The sequence below is a fragment of the Palleronia rufa genome (genome assembly GCF_000743715.1).
Classification (GTDB): domain Bacteria; phylum Pseudomonadota; class Alphaproteobacteria; order Rhodobacterales; family Rhodobacteraceae; genus Palleronia; species Palleronia rufa.
The window spans coordinates 1-18,418 of record NZ_JQEY01000006.1 but is presented as its reverse complement, the minus strand read 5'-3'; the positions used below and the strand labels follow the sequence as shown (position 1 = coordinate 18,418).

Here is an 18,418-nt window from a genome sequence, read left to right as displayed (position 1 = left end):
GTCTTATCCTTCGATTCCGAGCGCGGCATTGACCAGCGCCTCTTGCTGTTTCTTGTGCTGTGACGCGAGGCCGGTGGCCGGCGATGCGGCGGCCTGGCGGCCGGCATAGTCGGGCCGCGAATGGGTCGCGCCGATGCGGTTCAGAACCCATTCGATGTTCGGCTCGACAAAGCTCCAGGCGCCCTGGTTCTTGGGCTCTTCCTGGCACCAGACCATCCTGGCGGATTTGAACCGCTCCAGCTCCTTGACCAGACTATGCGCCGGAAACGGGTAGAACTGTTCCAGACGCAGGATGTACACGCCGTCCAGCCCCTCGGCGTCGCGTTTTTCCAGCAGGTCGTAATAGACCTTGCCGGAGCAGATCACCAGGCGCTCGATCTTGTCGTCGGAGGCAAGCTGCAACTCCGAGTTGCCATGCTGGGCATCGTCCCAGAGCACCCGGTGAAAGGACGAGCCGGTGACGAAATCCTCCGCTTTCGACACGGCCAGCTTGTGGCGCAGCAGCGATTTCGGCGTCATCAGGATCAGCGGCTTGCGGTACGACCGGTGAATCTGGCGGCGCAGGATGTGGAAGTAGTTGGCCGGGGTGGTGCAGTTGGCGACGATCCAGTTGTCCTGTCCGCACATCTGCAGGAACCGCTCCAGCCGGGCCGAGGAATGCTCCGGTCCCTGTCCCTCATAGCCATGGGGCAGCAGGCAGACGAGGCCGGACATCCGCAGCCACTTCGATTCGCCCGAACTGATGAACTGGTCGAACATGATCTGGGCGCCGTTGGCGAAGTCGCCGAACTGCGCCTCCCACAGGGTCAGCGCATTGGGCTCCGCCAGCGAATAGCCGTACTCGAACCCCAGCACCGCATATTCCGACAGCATGGAGTCGATGACGTCGTACTCGGACTGGCCCTCGCGGATGGCGTTCAGGGGATAGTGACGCTCTTCGGTTTTCTGATCGACGATGGCCGAATGGCGCTGGCTGAACGTGCCGCGGCCCGAATCCTGGCCGGACAGGCGGACCGGATAGCCCTCGGTCAGCAGCGATCCGAACGCCAGCGCCTCCGCCGTCGCCCAGTCGAACCCTTCGCCGCTGTCGAACATCTTCGCCTTCGCCTCAAGCAGCCGGCCCACGGTCTTGTGCATGTTCAAGCCGTCCGGAACCGACGTCAGCGCCCGGCCGACATCGTCCAGCGTCTCCTGCGCGATGGCGGTCTTGCCGCGCTGGTACTTCTTGCCCTCCTTGTCGAGATGCGACCAGCGCCCGTCCAGCCAGTCCGCCTTGTTCGGGCGAAACTCCTTGCCGGCCTCGAACTCGTCCGACAGAAGCTGCTGGAATTCGGACTTCATGTCCTCGATCTCGCCCTCGGGGATCAGGCCGTCGCGCACCAGACGCTCGGTATAGAGGGTCAGGGTGGTCTTTTTCTGCTTGATCGTCTTGTACATGGCCGGGTTGGTGAACATCGGCTCGTCGCCTTCGTTATGCCCGAAGCGGCGATAGCAGATGATGTCGAGGACCACATCCTTGTGGAATTTCTGACGGAACTCGGTCGCCACCTTGGCGGCATGGACCACGGCTTCGGGATCGTCGCCGTTGACGTGGAAGATCGGCGCCTCCACCATCAGCGCGATGTCGGTCGGATAGGGCGACGTGCGCGAGAACGCGGGCGAGGTGGTGAAGCCGATCTGGTTGTTCACCACGATATGCATGGTGCCGCCGGTGCGGTGACCGCGCACGCCCGACATCTGGAAGCATTCCGCCACAACGCCCTGACCTGCGAACGCCGCGTCGCCGTGGAGCAGCACCGGCAGCACCCTGTCGCGGTCGGTGTCGTTCAGCTGGTCCTGCTTGGCGCGCGACTTGCCCAGCACGACCGGGTTCACCGCCTCAAGGTGGCTGGGGTTCGCGGTCAGCGACAGGTGGACGGTGTTGCCGTCGAACTCCCGGTCAGAGGACGCGCCAAGATGATATTTGACGTCGCCGGAGCCCCCCACGTCGTCCGGCTTGAAGCTGCCGCCCTGAAACTCGTTGAAGATTGCGCGATAGGGCTTGCCCATCACGTTGGCGAGCACGCTGAGACGGCCGCGATGCGGCATGCCGATCACGATGTCCTGCACGCCAAGGGCGCCGCCGCGCTTGATGATCTGCTCCATCGCCGGGATCAGCGCCTCGCCGCCGTCGAGGCCGAACCGCTTGGTTCCCATGTATTTGACATGCAGGAATTTCTCGAACCCCTCTGCTTCCACCAGCTTGTTCAGGATCGCGCGGCGGCCCTGTTCGGTGAACTTGACCTCCTTGCCGTAGCCCTCGATCCGCTCCTTCAGCCAGGCCGCCTGCTCGGGGTCGGATATGTGCATGTATTGCAGCGCAAAGGTCCCGCAGTAGGTGCGGCGCACCAGTTCGAGGATCTCCTTGAGCGACGCGACCTCAAGGCCCAGCACGTTGTCGATAAAGATCTTGCGGTCCATGTCGGTGTCGTCGAACCCGTAGGATTTCGGGTCGAGTTCGGCCTGATAGGCGGTACTGCGCAAACCCAGAGGGTCGAGATCGGCCGCCAGGTGGCCACGGATCCGGTAGGCGCGGATCAGCATCAGCGCGCGAACGGAATCCAGGACGGCGGCGCGGATCTGATCCTGGGTGACCGTCTGGCCGCCGGCCTCTGCCTTCTTCGAGATCTTGCCGGCAATGGCCTTTCCGTCCGCCTCCGGGGCCGCGGGCCAGTCGCCGTCGAGCGCGCGGGTCAGGTCGTCGCTGGGCTGGGGCGGCCAGTCGCGGCGCGCCCATGACGGGCCGCTGGCCTCCTGCCGTGCGGCGTCCTTGTCGTCGCCGAGCTGCCGGAAGAACTCCCGCCAGCTGTCGTCCACCGAAGACGGGTCGTCGGCGTAGCGTGCATGGAGCTGTTCCAGATACGCCGCGTTCTGGCCTTGCATGAAGGACGACTCGCGGAAGACGTCGTTGTTCGATTGATCGGTCATGGGGACACCTCATGCGGATTTGGGCCGTAGTCGTTCGCCCCCGGCTCGGACGGGCGCGTGAGCCACCAGAGCACCAGGAGCGGGGAGAGGAAAAGGACGAAGAGGGCGATTCCGATCACGATTGATGAGCCGCCGGCGACCAGGGCGCCGAAATCGCCCTGCAGCAGCGGATCGAACCCGGCCAGCAGGCCGGTGAAGGTCAGGATGCCGACGACGACGATGATCGGATAGAGCAGGTAGAGGCCCGAGCGGCCCGTGTCGTGCATCCGCCGCCAGCCGGCGGAGATCGACGGCACGATGGTCACCAGACCGAAGGCCGACGCGATCGGTCCGTCGCTTTCCGCTGCGACATCTCCGGGCTGGACCGTGATCGTGACGCCGCCGAAGAGAAGCGAATCGAGCCCCCCCGCCACGACGCTGCCGATGATCAGGAACAGGACGAAGTACCAGTATTCCTTGCGCGGGCCGCGGCCCGAAAAGGTGATGTACTTGGCAAAGCAGATGCGCACCGCATCGACGAAGGTCATGGCCGCGCCCCCGGACGCGAAAGCCACCAAAAGAGCGTCCCGAGGCAGGTTGCGGCCAGCGCGCCGGCGCCTGCGAATGCGGCCCAGAGCATCGGGACGACCCATCCCGGCAGGGGATGTGCGATGCCGGGATCGGACGCCGCATGGGGATCGGTCGCACCGGCGGCCCATGCCCGGATCGCGCCCGGGGTCAGGAGCGGCGCGCCCGGCCGCAGAAGGCGGGCGGGCGGTCGGCCCGCGTCCCGCATCCGGCGCACCGCCAGAAGGCAGAGCGCGGCCAGCACGCAGAGGGCGGTCAGCACGCGGACCGTATCCGACACCGCCGGGATCGCCGACAGGACGGCCAGGCCCGGCGCCACACTCCAGAACGCGGCGCGGGAGACCGATCTGTGCGCGTCGCCCGTCATGGTGTCAGCCGATCGCCTTCAGCACGGCCTCACCCAGACCGGCGGGGCTGTCGGCCACGACGATGCCGGCTTCCTCCATCGCCGCGATCTTGGAGTCGGCATCGCCCTTGCCGCCCGACACGATGGCGCCCGCATGGCCCATCCGCCGGCCCGGGGGCGCGGTGCGCCCGGCGATGAATCCGGCCGTTGGCTTCCAGCGCCCGGCCTTTCTTTCGTCGGCCAGAAATTGAGCGGCGTCCTCCTCGGCCTGGCCGCCGATCTCTCCGATCATGATGATCGCTTGCGTTTCGTCATCCGCCAGAAACCACTCCAGCACGTCGATATGCTCGGTTCCCTTGATCGGATCGCCGCCGATCCCGACGCAGGTCGACTGGCCCAGCCCCACGTCCGTGGTCTGCTTGACCGCCTCATAGGTCAGCGTGCCGGACCGGCTGACCACGCCCACCTTGCCGCGCTTGTGGATATGACCGGGCATGATGCCGATCTTGCAGGCACCGGGCGTGATGACGCCGGGGCAGTTCGGCCCGATCAGCGTGGTCCTGGCCCCGTCGAGGGCGCGCTTGACCTTCATCATGTCCAGCACCGGGATCCCTTCGGTGATGCAGACCACCAGGGGTATCTCCGCGTCGATGGCCTCCAGGATCGAATCGGCCGCGAAAGGGGGCGGGACGTAGATCACGCTGGCATTGGCGCCGGTCTCGGCCACCGCCTCATGGCAGGAGTTGAACACCGGCAGGTCGAGGTGGCTCTGCCCGCCCTTGCCGGGCGTGACGCCGCCGACCATCCTGGTGCCGTAGGCGATCGCCTGTTCGGAATGAAAGGTCCCCTGGGAGCCGGTGAACCCCTGGCAGATCACCTTTGTGTTTTCGTCTACGAGAATGGCCATGAGGTCCCTTTTCGGCTCGGGTTGTTCGATCGTGCGATGGCGGAGACGGGATCCCCGCCGGACGGGCTTTGGATAGGGCTGCGGATCGGAGCGGCGTCGGTCCGGTGCGGTCGGTAGCGATCCGGCCGTTCGGTGGCCCGGTGTCCCTTGTCCCGGCGGCCATGGCGCGTCCGGCGGAGCGGACACCCGCCGTCTTGGTCGGACCCGGGTCCGCCTGTCAGGCGGCGGTCCGGCGCACCGATGCCGGCAAGGGACAGATCCGCAGGGATCATCGGAAAGGCCGATATGGCATATGTCAAAACAGGGCCTCCTGATCGTCCACGGCCATGTCGAGCAGACGGATCAGAACCAGTCCCGCCCCCATGATCACCAGGGTGCGCCCGATAGAGCCGGTCATGTTGCCAGGAAGCACACGGGCGAACACATCGCGTGTGCGGCGCGCGGCCTTTTGCCAGCCGCTGTCGCGATGCGGAACGTCGGGCGGCTCGGGCAGCGACAGGGCGGACGGCTGCCAGTTGCGCAGGATCAACCCGGCGCCAAGGAGAGCGGCGCCGATGAGGAGGGGAGAGGATTGGGGGGCTGGGGGCATTTTCAAACTAGGACACCTTCTCGACCAAAAGCTCGCCCAAGGCCGGTTGCGTGATCTTGATCCGCACCGACCGATCTTCACGGATGCTATTCGCGGCGAAGAATTCACCGACCGGGCCGACCCTTGGCGTGAGGATTTTCTTGTCGCCATACACCCACATGGGGGCCCGCGGTCCGTTCTTGAACTGCACGCTCAGGCGTTTGGTGGGCGCTTCGGACTCCCTTGCACCGCCGGTATAGGGTGCAAGGAAAAACGGGCCACCCTCAAGCTTGATGTTCCGGTTCCTGACCGCCCCTGCTGTCAATTCGGTCTCCCAGACCTTCACCGTCTCACCCCTTCACCGCTTTCACGATCTTTTCCGCACCGTCGCGCAGGTTGTCCGCGGCGATCACGTCGAGGCCGGAGGAGTTGATGATCTCCTTGCCCTTCTCGACGTTGGTGCCTTCCAGCCGGACGACCAGCGGCACCTTCAGGCCGACTTCCTTGACCGCGGCGACAACGCCTTCGGCGATCACGTCGCAGCGCATGATACCGCCGAAGATGTTGACAAGGATACCTTTGACGTTGTCATCGCTGGTGATGATCTTGAACGCCTCGGTCACCTTCTCCTTGGTCGCACCGCCGCCCACGTCCAGAAAGTTCGCGGGCTCGGCGCCGTAGAGCTTGATGATGTCCATGGTCGCCATGGCCAGGCCCGCGCCGTTGACCATGCAGCCGATCTCACCGTCCAGCGCGATGTAGTTCAGATCGTATTTGGAGGCCTGAAGTTCCTTCGAGTCCTCCTCCGTCTCGTCCCGAAGCTGGGCAATGTCCTGATGCCGGTAGAGCGCGTTGCCGTCGAAGGCGATCTTGGCATCGAGAACCTTGAGATCGCCGCCGTCGGTGACGATCAGCGGGTTGATCTCAAGCTGCTCCATGTCCTTGTCCACGAAGACCGCGTAGAGGATGCCCATCAGCCTTACGCATTGCTTGACCTGCCCGCCGGTCAGACCCAGCGCGAAGGCCACGCGGCGCCCGTGGTAGGGCTGGTAGCCGGTGGCCGGATCCACGTCGAAGCTGAGGATTTTCTCTGGCGAGGCGGCGGCGACCTCCTCGATGTCCATGCCGCCTTCGGTCGAGCAGACGAACGAAATGCGGCTGGTCTGACGGTCCACGAGAAGGGCAAGGTAGAGCTCGGTCTCGATCCCGGAGCCGTCCTCGATATAGATGCGGTTGACCTGCTTGCCGGCCGGGCCGGTCTGATGCGTGACCAGGGTACGGCCCAGCATCTTGCGGGCCTCTTCGGCGGCCTCTTCGACGGATTTCGCCAGCCGCACGCCGCCCTTCTCACCGGAATCGGCCTGTTTGAAGGACCCCTTGCCGCGCCCGCCCGCATGGATCTGCGCCTTCACGACCCAGAGCGGGCCGTCGAGCTCACCGGCGGCGGTCTTGGCCTCTTCCGCGCGGGTGACGACCCGGCCGTCGGAGACCGGTGCGCCGACCTCCCGCAGAAGGGCCTTGGCCTGGTACTCATGGATGTTCATGTGGCATCTCCGGCATGTGTCCGTTGGCCGCAGGAGATGACATGGCCATGCGTCGGGGACAAACGGTTTGAACCAGAAAGGCCAGTGGCCGCGCTAACGTCGCCATTTTGTGATCACAAAAAAATTCGTGTGATCACGCTTCATGGGCTGGAGTGGAACGAAAACGCCCGCCGGAGCGGCGGGCGTGCGTTTATCGTCGGGATCGGCTGAACCTCAGGCGAGGCTGTCGTCGATGCCCTTGCAGGCGTCGACCAGCCCCTTCACCGCCTCCACGGACTTGTCGAACATCGCCTGTTCGTCCTTGCTCAGCTTGATGTCCACGATCTTTTCGATCCCGCTTGCGCCGATGATCGTCGGCACCCCGACGTAGAAGCCGTCGAGTCCGAATTCGCCGTCGCACCATGCCGCACAGGGCAAGAGGCGGCGCTGGTCCTTCAGATAGGCCTCGGCCATCTCGATCGCGGAGGTGGCGGGCGCATAGAAGGCCGAGCCGGTCTTGAGAAGGCCGACGATCTCGGCGCCGCCGTCGCGGGTGCGCTGAACGATTGCGTCGAGCTTCTCCTGGGTGGTCCAGCCCATCTTGACCAGATCGGGCAGAGGGATGCCGGCGACGGTGGAATACCGCGTGAGCGGGACCATCGTATCGCCGTGCCCGCCCAGCACGAAGGCGGTGACATCCCGCATGGACACGTCGAATTCCAGGCTCAGGAAGTGGCGGAAACGAGCGCTGTCGAGAACCCCCGCCATGCCGACGACCTTCTGATGGGGCAGGCCGGAGAATTCGCGCAACGCCCATACCATGGCGTCGAGCGGGTTGGTGATGCAGATCACGAAGGCGTCCGGCGCGTTGTCGCGGATGCCTTCGCCCACGGATTTCATGACCTTGAGGTTGATGCCCAGCAGGTCGTCGCGGCTCATGCCGGGCTTGCGCGGCACGCCGGCGGTGACGATGCAGACATCGGCCCCGGAGATGTCTGCATAGTCCTGCGTGCCCGTAAGCGCGGCGTCGAAACCCTCTGCGGGTCCCGATTCGGCGATGTCGAGCGCTTTGCCTTCAGGGATCCCGTCGGAAATATCGAACAGGACGACATCGCCCAGTTCCTTGAGTGCGGCCAGATGTGCGAGCGTGCCGCCGATCTGGCCGGCACCGATCAGAGCGATCTTGGGTCTGGCCATGGAGAATCTCCGCTGATGGGTTGATCGCGCGGAGGGTTACGGGCTGATCGGCCTCAAGGCAAGTCCCGCGCGCGAAAGCGGCCACCCGAAGGTGGCCGCCTGCCAGCAAATCGGTGCTGGACCGCACGAAGCGTGTGCGACTCAGTTGCCGGAAGTCTCTTCCTCGACTTCCTGCTCGGCTGCCTGGCCCGCATCTTCGACAGCCTGGCCCGCATCTTCTGCCGCTTGGCCGGCTTCTTCGGCAGCATTCTCGGCCGCCTGACCCGCATCCTCCGCGGCTTGCTCGGCCTCCTGGCTTGCCGCGTCGGCGGCCTGTTCGGCGTTCTGGCCGGCTTCCTCCGCGGCCTGTTCGGCGTTCTGGCCGGCTTCCTCCGCGGCCTGTTCCGCATTCTGGCCAGCCTGCTCTGCTGCTTGTCCGGACTGCTGTGCGGCGTCCCCCGTGGCCTGTCCGCTATCCATCGACGATCCCGCGCTTCCGCCCGCTTCGAGCGAGGCCGGATCGAATTCGGGAGCGTTCTCGATTTCGCTCTGCGACGCCGGAATGGTCAGGAACATCTCGCCGCCATCCTGCATCGGCGGGTTGTACTCCAGAGAGTCCATGTTCACGGCGACGTTGCGCTCACCGATCCCGAGGAAGCCGCCGACGCCGACGATCACGTAGTCGACAGAGCCATCCCGGGTGATGATGAGGTCGTTGATCTCGCCGATGCTCTGGCGCTGATCCTGTGCCGTGGCCGAGCCGCTGTCCGCGCTGCCGCTCGTGTCCGAGGATGTCGTGTCCGCGGAGCCGGAGTCAGCCGCCGGCTGATCGCCGCCGCTCCCGCCCATCATGGTATAGACCGTCATGCCGATCAGGTCGGTGCCGCGCTGCAGATCGGGATTTGCCGGGACCTGTGCGAAGACCCCGCCGGAGCCGGTCTGATCCATCGCCGCGCTGTCCGTGGTCGTGTGCTGCTCGGCATAGGCGGCGCCGGTCAGCAGAAGCGCGGAAAGTGCGGTTGTTGTAAAAATGCGGTTCATTGGAAGTATCCTCCGTTGGCGCGACCCGAGGCCGCGTTCTGTTGGACAGAATGCTGTATGACGTGGTTGGTTCCCATCGCGCCGCCGGCGACCCCGTGTCAAAGGACATGGCCTGCCGGAAATCCTTGCGATAGTGGGAAGCTATGGACCTGACCTCCGCTCCGATCTTGCTGGCTGCGGTGGCGGCGGTGCTGGTCGCGGGGATTTCCAAGGGCGGGTTCGGATCGGGGGCCGCGTTCGCCGGCGCGGTGATCCTGGCGCTGGTCACGGAGCCGCAGACCGCGCTGGCGCTGATGCTGCCGCTGCTGATGGTCATGGATGTGACCGCACTGCCGGCTTACTGGCGGAAGTGGGATCCGGTCGCCGCCGCGGCGCTCTGCCTCGGCGCGGTTCCGGGGACCGTTCTGGCCGCGCTGGTGTTCCGCAGCGCGGATGCCGATGTCACGCGCGTGCTGATCGGGTCGATCGCGCTTCTTTTCGTGGCGTTCCAGATGTCCCGCGACCGGGGGCTGATCCGCACCGACGGGCTGCCGGGGGGACGGGTCGCTGGCTGGATCTGGGGCGGGGTCGCGGGGTTCACCAGCTTCGTGTCCCATGCCGGCGGACCGCCTGCGGCGGTCTATCTGCTGTCGCGGAAGGTCGAAAAGGAAGTCTTTCAGGCGACCACGGTGCTGGTCTTCTGGGCGATCAACCTGATGAAGATCGGCCCCTACGCGCTGCTGGGCGCGATCAGCCGCGATACGCTGATCGCCGATCTCTACCTTGCGCCGGTTGCCGTCGCGGGGATCCTGACCGGCATCTGGCTGCATCGCCGGATCCCGGCCGTATGGTTCTTCCGGGTGACCTACGTGCTTCTTGCCGTGACCGGGACGAAGTTGATCTGGGACGGGCTGGCCTGATCAGCTGGGTTCTCCCCTCAGCAGGGGCTCATCCACTTCCTCGAAATACGGGCCGGAGGCGAGCAGGCAGCTGGTGCCGTCCGGCCGGGTGACCAGGACCGTCCAGGAGCCGCCCTGGCTTGCGAAGGTCTCGAGCACCACGCCGCTCTCGGCCAGGGCGATCGAACGGCGCTCCTCGCCGAAATCCTGGGCCAGTTTCGCCAGAACATCCGCGCGGGGCGCGCAGGAAGGCTCGGCGCGGGCCTGCCCGAGAGAGAGGGCAATGGTGCCGGAAAAGAGGGTCGAAAGAAGAAACGTACGGGACATGGGGGCACTCCTGCTGAACGGCCGTTGCGATGCTGACGCTGCGACGCCGACCCCTGATGCGGGCTTACGGCAGCGTACGGTGCACCCCGCCGCGCCGCGGCAAGGGGGTTGCGGCACAGTCCCGGGTCGTGCCAATTCCGGGCACGGTCTGGCGTGCGGAAGGATGAGCGATGCGGCCCTGGCGATCGGTACTCTACATCCCCGGCTCGAAGGAACGGGCGCTGGAAAAGGCGCGCGAGCTGCCCGTCGACGCGATCATCTTCGATCTCGAAGACGCTGTCGCGGTAGATGAGAAGGTCGCCGCGCGGGAGACGCTGGCCAATGCGCTGCGCGCCGGCGGCTACGGCGGCCGCGCCTGCGTGGTGCGGATCAACGGGTTCGACACGGAATGGGGCGCTGGCGATCTGGAGGCCATCGCGGATACGGGTCCGCAGGCGATCCTGCTGCCGAAAGTGAACGGTCGCGCGGATATAGAGGCGCTGGATGCAAGGCTGTCGCAGGACCGCACGACGGCGGAGACGCGCATCTGGGCGATGATGGAAACCACCCGCGGGGTATTCCACGCGGCCGAGATCGCCATGTCGCCCCGGATCGAGGGGTTCGTGATCGGCACCAACGATCTGGCCGCGGAACTGGGGTGCGAGACCGGCGGCGACCGGATGCCGCTGATGATGGCCCTTCAGACCTGCCTGGCCGCCGCGCGCATGGGCGGCATCGTCTGCGTGGACGGCGTGTTCAACGCCTTCAAGGACGACAACGGCCTGCGCGCGGAATGTCAGCAGGGCCGGGCGCTGGGTATGGACGGCAAGACCCTGATCCACCCCGCCCAGGTCGCGATCTGCAATGAGGTGTTCTCTCCGTCAGAGGCGGAGGTCAGCCTGGCCCGGCGCCAGATCGCGGCCTGGGAGGAGGCCGGCGCCGCGGGGCAGGGGGTTGCCGTGGTGGACGGCAGGATCGTGGAAAACCTTCATGTCGCCACGGCACGCGCCACGCTTGCCAAGGCGGCCGCGGCGGGAGGGAAAGGCTGATGGAACTCCTTGTCCTGGGACTGGCGCTGTGGATCGCGGCGCATCTCTTCAAACGGGTCGCCCCGGCCGCCCGCGCCCGTTTGCAGGTGCGGATGGGCAAGGCGTCCAAGGCAGTCTTTGCCCTGGCGCTGCTTGTGTCCGTGGTGCTGATGGTGATGGGCTACCGCGCCGCACCCTTCCTGCCGGTCTACACGACACCCGGTTGGACCGTGCATCTGGTCAATCTGGGCATGATCCTTGCCATCGCGCTCTTCGGACTCGGCTCATCGAAATCGAACCTCAGGGGCAAGTTGCGGCACCCGCAACTGACCGGCTTCGCGCTCTGGGCGGGTCTGCACCTGACCGTGAACGGCGATCTCGCGTCCATCGTGATGTTCGGGACGCTGCTGGTCTGGGCGGTGGTGGAAATGGTTGTCATCAACGCCAACGAACCCGCGCCGGACCCCTACACCGGCGGTTCGACCAGGGGGACTGTGCGGCTTCTCGTCATCTCCGTGGTTCTGTATGCCATCATCACGGCGATCCATGCGTGGCTCGGCGTCTGGCCATTTCCGGGGTAACCGATGATCTACCGATTGCTGACGGGCGACGACACGTCCGCGTTCTGTCACAAGGTCTCTGAGGCGCTGTCCAAGGGCTGGGAGCTTCACGGCCCCCCCGGCTATGCCTACGACCAGAACAACGGGGTGATGCGCTGCGCCCAGGCAGTGGTGAAGCACGACCACGCCCCCTACGATCCCGACCTGAAGCTGGGCGACCAATGACGCCCGCCCCCGCGCCGAAGGGCACCGCCGGCCGTTTCTTCGAGGATTACCGCGTCGGTCAGGTGATTCGCCATTCGGTGCCCCGTACCGTGACGACCGCAGAGCGCGCACTCTACCAAATGCTCTATCCGTCGCGTCATGCGATTGCGTCCTCGGACGTGTTCGCCCGGGACTGCGGACTGCCATGCAGCCCGATGGATGCGCTCATCGTGTTCCACATCGTCTTCGGCAAGACGGTGCCGGATGTGTCGCTGAACGCGGTCGCCAATCTGGGCTATGCCGAAGGCCGGTGGCTGGCGCCGGTCTGGCCCGGCGATACGCTGACGGCCGCATCCGAGATCATCGGGCTGAAGGAGAACTCGAACGGCAGGACCGGGGTGGTCTGGGTGCGCACGACGGGCACGAACCAGCACGGCGATCCGGTGATGCGCTACGTGCGCTGGGTCATGGTGCGAAAGCGCGACCCCCAGGCGCGGGCGCCCGAGACGGTCGTGCCGGACCTTGCGGCCGCGGTGGATCCAGCTCAGCTGGTGGTGCCGAAGGGACTGGACTTCAGCAGTTACGATACCGGGCTGGCGGGCGCGCCGCATCGCTTGGGCGACTACAGCGTCGGTGAGGTCATCCGCCACGGGGACGGCGTCACGATCGAGGAGGCCGAGCACATGATGGCCACCCGCCTTTGGCAGAACACCGCCAAGGTCCATTTCGACGCCACGGCGCGGGAGGATGGCAGGCGGCTGATCTATGGCGGTCACGTGATCTCCCTTGCCAGGGCGCTGTCTTTCGACGGGCTGGCCAATGCGCAGCTGATGGTCGCGCTGAACGGCGGCGCGCACGCCAACCCCTGTTTCGCCAAGGACACGGTCCGCGCCTGGTCCGAGGTGCTGGACACGGCCGAAACCGACGCGCCGGGTGTCGGTGCGATCCGGCTGCGGCTGGTGGCGACCAACGCGGACCGGGAGGGCCTCAGGGGCGATGACGGAAAATATCTGCCCCATGTTCTGCTCGACCTCGACTACTGGGCGCTGATGCCGGTCTGAGCCGCCGAGTGTGATCGCAACCGTTCCGTTTGTGACCACAAGGGCGAAGTCGGGGTCTTGCGCGGCGTTGTGACCCGTCCGATCCCGCGTGACACCGCGGGGGAAGTTGCTACTTAAAGGACAGCCAGTGCCGCGCCAGCCGCGGCCAGCCAGAAGAAGGACACCGAAATGGCCGATGTGAACCGGGGCAACCGGCCCCTGAGCCCGCACCTGCAGATCTATCGCCCGCAGCTCAATTCGATCACGTCGATCCTGACCCGCATCACCGGCAACGCGCTCATCGTCGGCAGCCTGCTCGTCACGTGGTGGCTGGTTGCCGCGGCGGCCGGACCCGACGCCTTTGCGGTCGCGGATGGGGTAATCACCTCCTGGTTCGGCGATCTGGTGATGGTGCTGTCGCTCTGGGCGCTCTGGTACCATCTGCTGGCCGGTCTGCGGCATCTCTACTGGGACACCGGGCGGGGGTTCAGCCTGGACCAGGTGAGCGTCCTTGGATGGGGCGTGATCGGCGGGTCCGTCGTGCTCACCATCCTCACCGTGCTGATCGTCTGAAGGAGCCAGGCCATGTCCGAGATGTCCCATTCGACCTACCTGACCGATCGCAAGCGCGCCGAGGGTCTGGGATCCGCAAAGCGCGGCACCCAGCATTACTGGTCGATGATCCAGTCGTCGGTCGGTCTGCTGATCCTGGTGCCGCTGTTCGTGTTCACCTTCGGGCCCGTGCTGGGCGCGCCCTATGAGGAGGTGCTCGCCTATTACTCCCGCCCCGTTCCGGCAATCATTGCAGCGCTGACGCTGACGGTCGGCTGGCTGCACTTCAAGAACGGCGCCCAGACGATGCTGGAGGACTATGCGCGCGGCATGTCCCTCAAGATCGCTCTGATCGCGCTGACCTGCATATCCTACGCCGCGCTCGCCGCCGGGCTCTTCGCCCTGGTGCGGCTGGCGTTGTAGAAAGGACTGAGACATGGCTGAATACGACTACGTAACGCACGACTACGACGCGATCGTGGTCGGGGCCGGCGGCTCCGGCTTGCGCGCGACCCTCGGCCTGGCCGAACAGGGGCTGCGGACCGCCTGCGTCACCAAGGTGTTCCCGACGCGGTCCCATACCGTGGCCGCGCAGGGCGGAATCGCCGCCAGCCTCGGCAACATGGGGCCGGATCATTGGCAGTGGCACATGTACGACACCGTGAAGGGCTCGGACTGGCTGGGCGACGTGGACGCGATGGAATATCTGGCGCGCGAAGCGCCGAAGGCGGTGTACGAGCTTGAACATTACGGCGTGCCCTTCTCGCGCACCGAAGAGGGCACGATCTACCAGCGGCCCTTCGGCGGCCACACCACCGAGTTCGGCGAGGGGCCCCCGGTCCAGCGCACCTGTGCCGCGGCCGACCGGACCGGTCATGCGATCCTGCACACGCTCTACGGCCAGAGCCTCAAGCAGGGGGCCGAGTTCTATATCGAGTATTTCGCCATCGACCTGCTGATGAGTGACGACGGACAATGCCAGGGTGTCGTGGCCTGGTGTCTCGAGGACGGCTCGATCCATGTGTTCAACGCCAAGATGACGGTGCTGGCCACGGGCGGCTATGGGCGCGCCTATTTCTCGGCCACGTCGGCCCACACCTGTACCGGGGACGGCGGCGGCATGGTGGCGCGGGCGGGCCTGCCGCTTCAGGACATGGAGTTCGTGCAGTTCCACCCCACGGGCATCTACGGCGCCGGCTGCCTCATCACCGAAGGCGCGCGGGGCGAGGGCGGATACCTCACCAATTCGGAGGGCGAGCGTTTCATGGAACGCTATGCGCCCACCTACAAGGATCTGGCATCGCGCGATGTCGTGTCGCGCTGCATGACCATGGAGATCCGCGAGGGCCGCGGCGTGGGCAACGACAAGGACCACCTGCACCTGAATCTGAACCACCTGCCCAAAGAGGCCCTGGCCGAACGCCTTCCGGGCATCTCCGAGAGCGCGAAGATCTTTGCCGGCGTCGATGTCACCAAGGAGCCGATCCCGGTTCTGCCGACGGTCCACTACAACATGGGCGGCATCCCGACGAATTACTGGGGCGAGGTGCTGAACCCGACCGAGGCAGAGCCGGACCGCGTGGTTCCCGGTCTCATGGCCGTGGGAGAGGCGGGGTGCGCCAGCGTCCACGGGGCCAACCGCCTGGGGTCGAACTCGCTCATCGACCTGGTGGTGTTCGGTCGCGCCGCGGCCATCAAGGCCGGCGAGGTCGTGGATGCCGGTTCCAGCCCCGGCAAGGTCAACGAGGCCCAGGTCGACAAGGCACTGGACCGGTTCGACTCCCTGCGCCACGCCAAGGGCAGCGTGCCCACGGCCCAGCTGCGCCACGAGATGCAGAAGACCATGCAGGACGATGCCGCCGTCTTCCGTACCGACGAGACCCTCGCGCAAGGGGTCGAACGAATGTACGAGGTCGCCGGCAAGCTGGACGACGTCAGCGTGACCGACCGCTCCATGATCTGGAACACCGACCTGATGGAGACGTTGGAGCTGACCAACCTGATGCCCAACGCCCTTGCCACCATCGTCAGTGCCGAAGCCCGCAAGGAAAGCCGCGGCGCCCATGCCCATGAGGATTACCCGGACCGCGACGACGAGAACTGGCGCGTCCACACCATCGCGCGGGTGAACGGCAAGGTCGAGCTGAGCTATCGCCCGGTCCACGTGAACCCTCTGCTGGGCCACAATGAGGGGGGCATCGATCTGGACAAGATCAAGCCCAAGACGCGGGTCTACTGACGGCATGGGGGTCTTTGGCGCGAATGCGGCGTTGGCGGCGGCCGTGGGCCTGGCGCTTGCCGGTTGCACGCCGGTGTCCTCGGACCAGCTGACGCGCAACGCGGCGCGCGCCGTCGTGACCAAGACGCTGGTCAACCGCTATCCTGGCGTTCCGCTCGAGCCGGCGCTCGACTGCGTCATCGACAACGCCACGACCGGAGAGCTTCTGGGCCTCGCGTCGGATTCCCTGACCGGACCCACCGAAGCGACGGCACAGACCGTTCTGACCATCTCCCGTCGCCCCGGCACGCTTCAGTGCTTTGCCGGGCGCGGGATGACCAACCTGACCCTGTGACCTAGGGAGACCCGCTATGGTACAACTCACGCTTCCCAAGAACTCCAAGATCCGCACTGGAAAGACGTGGCCGAAACCGGAGGGCGCGTCGAACCTGAAGCGATTCGACATCTACCGGTGGAACCCGGATTCCGGGGACACGCCACAGGTCGACACGTATTTCGTGGACCTCGACGGCTGCGGCCCGATGATGCTGGATGCGCTCATCAAGATCAAAAGCGACATCGACCCGACGCTCGCCTTTCGCCGCTCCTGCCGTGAGGGGATCTGCGGTTCCTGCGCGATGAACATCGACGGTGTGAACACGCTGGCTTGCATCTACGGGATCGATGAGGTCAAGGGCGACGTCAAGGTCTACCCGCTGCCGCACATGCCCGTGGTCAAGGACCTGATCCCGGATCTGAGCCACTTCTATGCGCAGCACGAGAGTGTGATGCCCTGGCTGGAGACCAAATCCTCGACCCCGCAAAAGGAATGGAAGCAGTCCGAGGAGGACCGCAAAAAGCTCGACGGGCTCTACGAATGCGTCATGTGTGCCTGCTGCTCGACGTCCTGCCCGAGCTACTGGTGGAACGGCGACAAGTATCTGGGACCGGCCGCGCTGCTGCATGCCTACCGCTGGATCGTGGACAGCCGGGACGAGGCCACCGGTGAGCGGCTCGACGACCTTGAAGATCCGTTCAAGCTCTACCGCTGCCATACGATCATGAACTGCGCCCGGACCTGCCCCAAGGGACTGAACCCTGCAGAGGCGATCATGGAGATCAAGAAGCTCATGATCGAACGCGCCGTCTGATCGGGTTTACCGGCCGGTAACCGTTTTCGCCCAATGTGACGCCGAAGGAGCGCCGCATTGATCGATAGACCGACACCCCGACGATACGTTTCTGTCATCTTATGCTTGGGGGTTTCAGGCCTCTTCGCCGCGCCGGCCCTGGCCTTCTGGTCCGCGGTCGCCGCCGGGGTGCTGATGGTCCTGTCGGCAACAATGTTGGTGTTACAGGCGCGCTTGCCCTGGCTGATCGCACTGGTCGGCGGATCGGCTGGGCTGGTGACGCTGGCCGTTGCGGCGGCGGAGGGCGCGATCGACGCGCTGCCGCTCGTCTGGTCGTCGCTGCTACCGGTCATCCTGTTGGCCCGTCATGTCGCCGCTGCGAAGGTCCACCAGGATTTTGCCGAACGGCGCGCCTTTCTGCACGATGTGCGAACCCCCCTGAACGGAATGACCGGGATCATGGAAATCATCGGCCTCAGGATGCGCGATCCCGAAGTGCACCGGTTGATCGAAACCGCAAAGGGCGCAGGAGATCGGCTGACCGATATCCTCAACCGAGAGAGCGCGCGGGAAATGCGCAAGAGGCAGGCAAGCGTATGGCCCCACCGCTCTGTCTGAGCGGGTCGCTTGGTCTTGGTGTCCACCAGCGATGGTGGGCGCGACGGGGATGCGCCGGATGGCGAAGCAGCCGCGGCGACGCCGGATCCGGGCGACTGCTTGGGTGTTCAGTCCCGGCATCTGGTGGATCGGGTCGGGGGTGGATCGATCCGGCTTTGATGTTCGCAGGGCGTAAGGCCGTCCGGGGTGGTGCGTCAGCGGGCGAGGTTGTCGGCCGCCGGGACGTCCGTGAGCTGCGTGCGCAGCCGATCGTGGCCGTCGGAGCTGGTCAAATGACCTTTCCGAATTGCACGATAGGGCACGCTAGAGCGGGATGAAATCAGCCTGAATCGATAGAGGATTCACAGGCCTGCATTTTGGTGATTCACTGTTGCCGACCACAAGATGGAGGGCGAGTAGTGGGTAGAGCACTTTCAATGGACCTTCGAGAGAGGGCAATGGCGCGGCTGTTGGGGGGCGAGAGCGTGCGTCAGGTCGCAGCGGCCCTGGATGTGGCTCCGTCCAGTGTTGTGAAGTGGTCGCAGCGTTTGCGTGCGACCGGGAGTTGCGCTCCGGCAGGGACAGGCGGCCACCCGCCACGCAAGATTGCAGGCGGGCATGAGGCGTGGCTTCTGGAGCGGATAACGGAGCCGTTCACACTGCGCGGACTGGTGGTGGAACTGGCCGAGCGCGGGCTCAAGGTCGACTACCGCACCGTCTGGGCCTTCGTGCGCCGCACGGGCTACTCGTTCAAAAAAAGACCCAACTCGCCGAGGAGCAGAACCGCCCCGACGTGAGCCGCCGCCGTGT

At 65.6% G+C, this 18,418-nt stretch carries 22 protein-coding genes; 12 read left to right on the top strand and 10 right to left on the bottom strand.

The window, feature by feature from the left end:
• Positions 1-3: 3 nt before the first annotated feature.
• From KW83_RS09665 to KW83_RS09620, 9 genes are all read right to left on the bottom strand, one after another.
• The gene (locus KW83_RS09665) at positions 4-2,967 is read right to left on the bottom strand and encodes a 2-oxoglutarate dehydrogenase E1 component (RefSeq protein WP_036177935.1); all 2,964 of its coding nucleotides are present in this window, start codon (positions 2,965-2,967) and stop codon (positions 4-6) included.
• On the bottom strand, positions 2,964-3,494 hold the full coding sequence (locus tag KW83_RS09660; protein ID WP_036178199.1) for a DUF805 domain-containing protein: 531 nt from the start codon (positions 3,492-3,494) through the stop codon (positions 2,964-2,966). Before KW83_RS09660 ends, KW83_RS09665 begins: the two co-directional genes overlap by 4 nt.
• Positions 3,491-3,901: a hypothetical protein gene (locus tag KW83_RS09655; RefSeq protein ID WP_036177933.1), complete on the bottom strand. Its 411-nt coding sequence runs from the start codon at positions 3,899-3,901 to the stop codon at positions 3,491-3,493. Before KW83_RS09655 ends, KW83_RS09660 begins: the two co-directional genes overlap by 4 nt.
• Positions 3,902-3,905: 4 nt before the next feature.
• Positions 3,906-4,787, bottom strand: a complete 882-nt coding sequence (gene sucD / locus KW83_RS09650; RefSeq protein ID WP_036177931.1) for a succinate--CoA ligase subunit alpha — start codon at positions 4,785-4,787, stop codon at positions 3,906-3,908.
• Between the two features lie 295 nt (positions 4,788-5,082).
• Positions 5,083-5,376 carry an RNA methyltransferase gene (locus KW83_RS09640; protein ID WP_036178196.1) on the bottom strand — a complete coding sequence of 98 codons (294 nt, stop codon included), beginning with the start codon at positions 5,374-5,376 and terminating at the stop codon, positions 5,083-5,085.
• Positions 5,377-5,383: 7 nt separating this feature from the next.
• The gene (locus tag KW83_RS09635; protein WP_036177927.1) at positions 5,384-5,701 is read right to left on the bottom strand and encodes a hypothetical protein; all 318 of its coding nucleotides are present in this window, start codon (positions 5,699-5,701) and stop codon (positions 5,384-5,386) included.
• 4 nt (positions 5,702-5,705) lie between these two features.
• Positions 5,706-6,899, bottom strand: coding sequence for an ADP-forming succinate--CoA ligase subunit beta (sucC, locus tag KW83_RS09630; protein ID WP_036177925.1), 1,194 nt, complete (start codon positions 6,897-6,899; stop codon positions 5,706-5,708).
• Between the two features lie 213 nt (positions 6,900-7,112).
• Complete coding sequence (gene mdh / locus KW83_RS09625; protein ID WP_036177923.1) at positions 7,113-8,075, bottom strand: malate dehydrogenase; 963 nt, start codon at positions 8,073-8,075, stop codon at positions 7,113-7,115.
• Positions 8,076-8,216: 141 nt separating this feature from the next.
• Positions 8,217-9,095, bottom strand: coding sequence for a PRC-barrel domain-containing protein (locus KW83_RS09620; RefSeq protein ID WP_036177921.1), 879 nt, complete (start codon positions 9,093-9,095; stop codon positions 8,217-8,219).
• A 143-nt stretch (positions 9,096-9,238) separates the two neighbouring features.
• Here KW83_RS09620 and KW83_RS09615 point away from each other — a divergent pair, with 143 nt between their 5' ends.
• Positions 9,239-9,994, top strand: coding sequence for a sulfite exporter TauE/SafE family protein (locus KW83_RS09615; protein WP_036177919.1), 756 nt, complete (start codon positions 9,239-9,241; stop codon positions 9,992-9,994).
• Here the strand turns inward: KW83_RS09615 and KW83_RS09610 are convergent, their stop codons facing one another.
• On the bottom strand, positions 9,995-10,300 hold the full coding sequence (locus KW83_RS09610) for a hypothetical protein (RefSeq protein ID WP_036177917.1): 306 nt from the start codon (positions 10,298-10,300) through the stop codon (positions 9,995-9,997).
• A 170-nt stretch (positions 10,301-10,470) separates the two neighbouring features.
• Here KW83_RS09610 and KW83_RS09605 point away from each other — a divergent pair, with 170 nt between their 5' ends.
• The 11 genes from KW83_RS09605 (at position 10,471) to KW83_RS09555 (ending at position 18,405) form a co-directional block, all read left to right on the top strand.
• The gene (locus KW83_RS09605) at positions 10,471-11,328 is read left to right on the top strand and encodes an HpcH/HpaI aldolase/citrate lyase family protein (protein WP_036177908.1); all 858 of its coding nucleotides are present in this window, start codon (positions 10,471-10,473) and stop codon (positions 11,326-11,328) included.
• Entirely contained in the window at positions 11,328-11,888 is a 561-nt protein-coding gene (locus KW83_RS09600; RefSeq protein WP_036177906.1) for an NnrU family protein, read from the top strand. Before KW83_RS09605 ends, KW83_RS09600 begins: the two co-directional genes overlap by 1 nt.
• Positions 11,889-11,891: 3 nt before the next feature.
• Positions 11,892-12,092, top strand: a complete 201-nt coding sequence (locus KW83_RS09595; protein WP_036177904.1) for a DUF1737 domain-containing protein — start codon at positions 11,892-11,894, stop codon at positions 12,090-12,092.
• Positions 12,089-13,132: a MaoC family dehydratase gene (locus tag KW83_RS09590; protein WP_036177902.1), complete on the top strand. Its 1,044-nt coding sequence runs from the start codon at positions 12,089-12,091 to the stop codon at positions 13,130-13,132. The genes KW83_RS09595 and KW83_RS09590 overlap by 4 nt, the downstream gene beginning before the upstream one ends.
• A 168-nt stretch (positions 13,133-13,300) precedes the next feature.
• Positions 13,301-13,684, top strand: a complete 384-nt coding sequence (gene sdhC / locus KW83_RS09585) for a succinate dehydrogenase, cytochrome b556 subunit (RefSeq protein WP_036177891.1) — start codon at positions 13,301-13,303, stop codon at positions 13,682-13,684.
• A 12-nt stretch (positions 13,685-13,696) separates the two neighbouring features.
• Positions 13,697-14,086: a succinate dehydrogenase, hydrophobic membrane anchor protein gene (gene sdhD, locus KW83_RS09580; protein WP_235191399.1), complete on the top strand. Its 390-nt coding sequence runs from the start codon at positions 13,697-13,699 to the stop codon at positions 14,084-14,086.
• A 13-nt stretch (positions 14,087-14,099) separates the two neighbouring features.
• The gene (gene sdhA, locus KW83_RS09575) at positions 14,100-15,902 is read left to right on the top strand and encodes a succinate dehydrogenase flavoprotein subunit (protein WP_036177889.1); all 1,803 of its coding nucleotides are present in this window, start codon (positions 14,100-14,102) and stop codon (positions 15,900-15,902) included.
• A gap of 4 nt (positions 15,903-15,906) precedes the next feature.
• Complete coding sequence (locus KW83_RS09570; protein ID WP_051928410.1) at positions 15,907-16,236, top strand: hypothetical protein; 330 nt, start codon at positions 15,907-15,909, stop codon at positions 16,234-16,236.
• A gap of 16 nt (positions 16,237-16,252) precedes the next feature.
• On the top strand, positions 16,253-17,032 hold the full coding sequence (locus KW83_RS09565) for a succinate dehydrogenase iron-sulfur subunit (RefSeq protein ID WP_036177887.1): 780 nt from the start codon (positions 16,253-16,255) through the stop codon (positions 17,030-17,032).
• 168 nt (positions 17,033-17,200) lie between these two features.
• Positions 17,201-17,629: a histidine kinase dimerization/phospho-acceptor domain-containing protein gene (locus tag KW83_RS09560; protein ID WP_152563550.1), complete on the top strand. Its 429-nt coding sequence runs from the start codon at positions 17,201-17,203 to the stop codon at positions 17,627-17,629.
• 437 nt (positions 17,630-18,066) lie between these two features.
• Positions 18,067-18,405: a hypothetical protein gene (locus KW83_RS09555; protein WP_152563549.1), complete on the top strand. Its 339-nt coding sequence runs from the start codon at positions 18,067-18,069 to the stop codon at positions 18,403-18,405.
• Positions 18,406-18,418: the final 13 nt, after the last annotated feature.

Coding starts and splice junctions, on each gene's coding strand:
- sucC (WP_036177925.1), bottom strand. CDS start 6,899: ATGAACATCCATGAGTACCAGGCCAAGGCCCTTCTGCGGGAGGTCGGC.
- KW83_RS09615 (WP_036177919.1), top strand. CDS start 9,239: ATGGACCTGACCTCCGCTCCGATCTTGCTGGCTGCGGTGGCGGCGGTG.
- KW83_RS09590 (WP_036177902.1), top strand. CDS start 12,089: ATGACGCCCGCCCCCGCGCCGAAGGGCACCGCCGGCCGTTTCTTCGAG.
- KW83_RS09660 (WP_036178199.1), bottom strand. CDS start 3,494: ATGACCTTCGTCGATGCGGTGCGCATCTGCTTTGCCAAGTACATCACC.
- KW83_RS09655 (WP_036177933.1), bottom strand. CDS start 3,901: ATGACGGGCGACGCGCACAGATCGGTCTCCCGCGCCGCGTTCTGGAGT.
- sdhA (WP_036177889.1), top strand. CDS start 14,100: ATGGCTGAATACGACTACGTAACGCACGACTACGACGCGATCGTGGTC.
- KW83_RS09595 (WP_036177904.1), top strand. CDS start 11,892: ATGATCTACCGATTGCTGACGGGCGACGACACGTCCGCGTTCTGTCAC.
- KW83_RS09610 (WP_036177917.1), bottom strand. CDS start 10,300: ATGTCCCGTACGTTTCTTCTTTCGACCCTCTTTTCCGGCACCATTGCC.
- KW83_RS09640 (WP_036178196.1), bottom strand. CDS start 5,376: ATGCCCCCAGCCCCCCAATCCTCTCCCCTCCTCATCGGCGCCGCTCTC.
- KW83_RS09665 (WP_036177935.1), bottom strand. CDS start 2,967: ATGACCGATCAATCGAACAACGACGTCTTCCGCGAGTCGTCCTTCATG.
- sdhD (WP_235191399.1), top strand. CDS start 13,697: ATGTCCGAGATGTCCCATTCGACCTACCTGACCGATCGCAAGCGCGCC.
- sdhC (WP_036177891.1), top strand. CDS start 13,301: ATGGCCGATGTGAACCGGGGCAACCGGCCCCTGAGCCCGCACCTGCAG.
- mdh (WP_036177923.1), bottom strand. CDS start 8,075: ATGGCCAGACCCAAGATCGCTCTGATCGGTGCCGGCCAGATCGGCGGC.
- KW83_RS09620 (WP_036177921.1), bottom strand. CDS start 9,095: ATGAACCGCATTTTTACAACAACCGCACTTTCCGCGCTTCTGCTGACC.
- KW83_RS09555 (WP_152563549.1), top strand. CDS start 18,067: ATGGCGCGGCTGTTGGGGGGCGAGAGCGTGCGTCAGGTCGCAGCGGCC.
- sucD (WP_036177931.1), bottom strand. CDS start 4,787: ATGGCCATTCTCGTAGACGAAAACACAAAGGTGATCTGCCAGGGGTTC.
- KW83_RS09565 (WP_036177887.1), top strand. CDS start 16,253: ATGGTACAACTCACGCTTCCCAAGAACTCCAAGATCCGCACTGGAAAG.
- KW83_RS09570 (WP_051928410.1), top strand. CDS start 15,907: ATGGGGGTCTTTGGCGCGAATGCGGCGTTGGCGGCGGCCGTGGGCCTG.
- KW83_RS09600 (WP_036177906.1), top strand. CDS start 11,328: ATGGAACTCCTTGTCCTGGGACTGGCGCTGTGGATCGCGGCGCATCTC.
- KW83_RS09605 (WP_036177908.1), top strand. CDS start 10,471: ATGCGGCCCTGGCGATCGGTACTCTACATCCCCGGCTCGAAGGAACGG.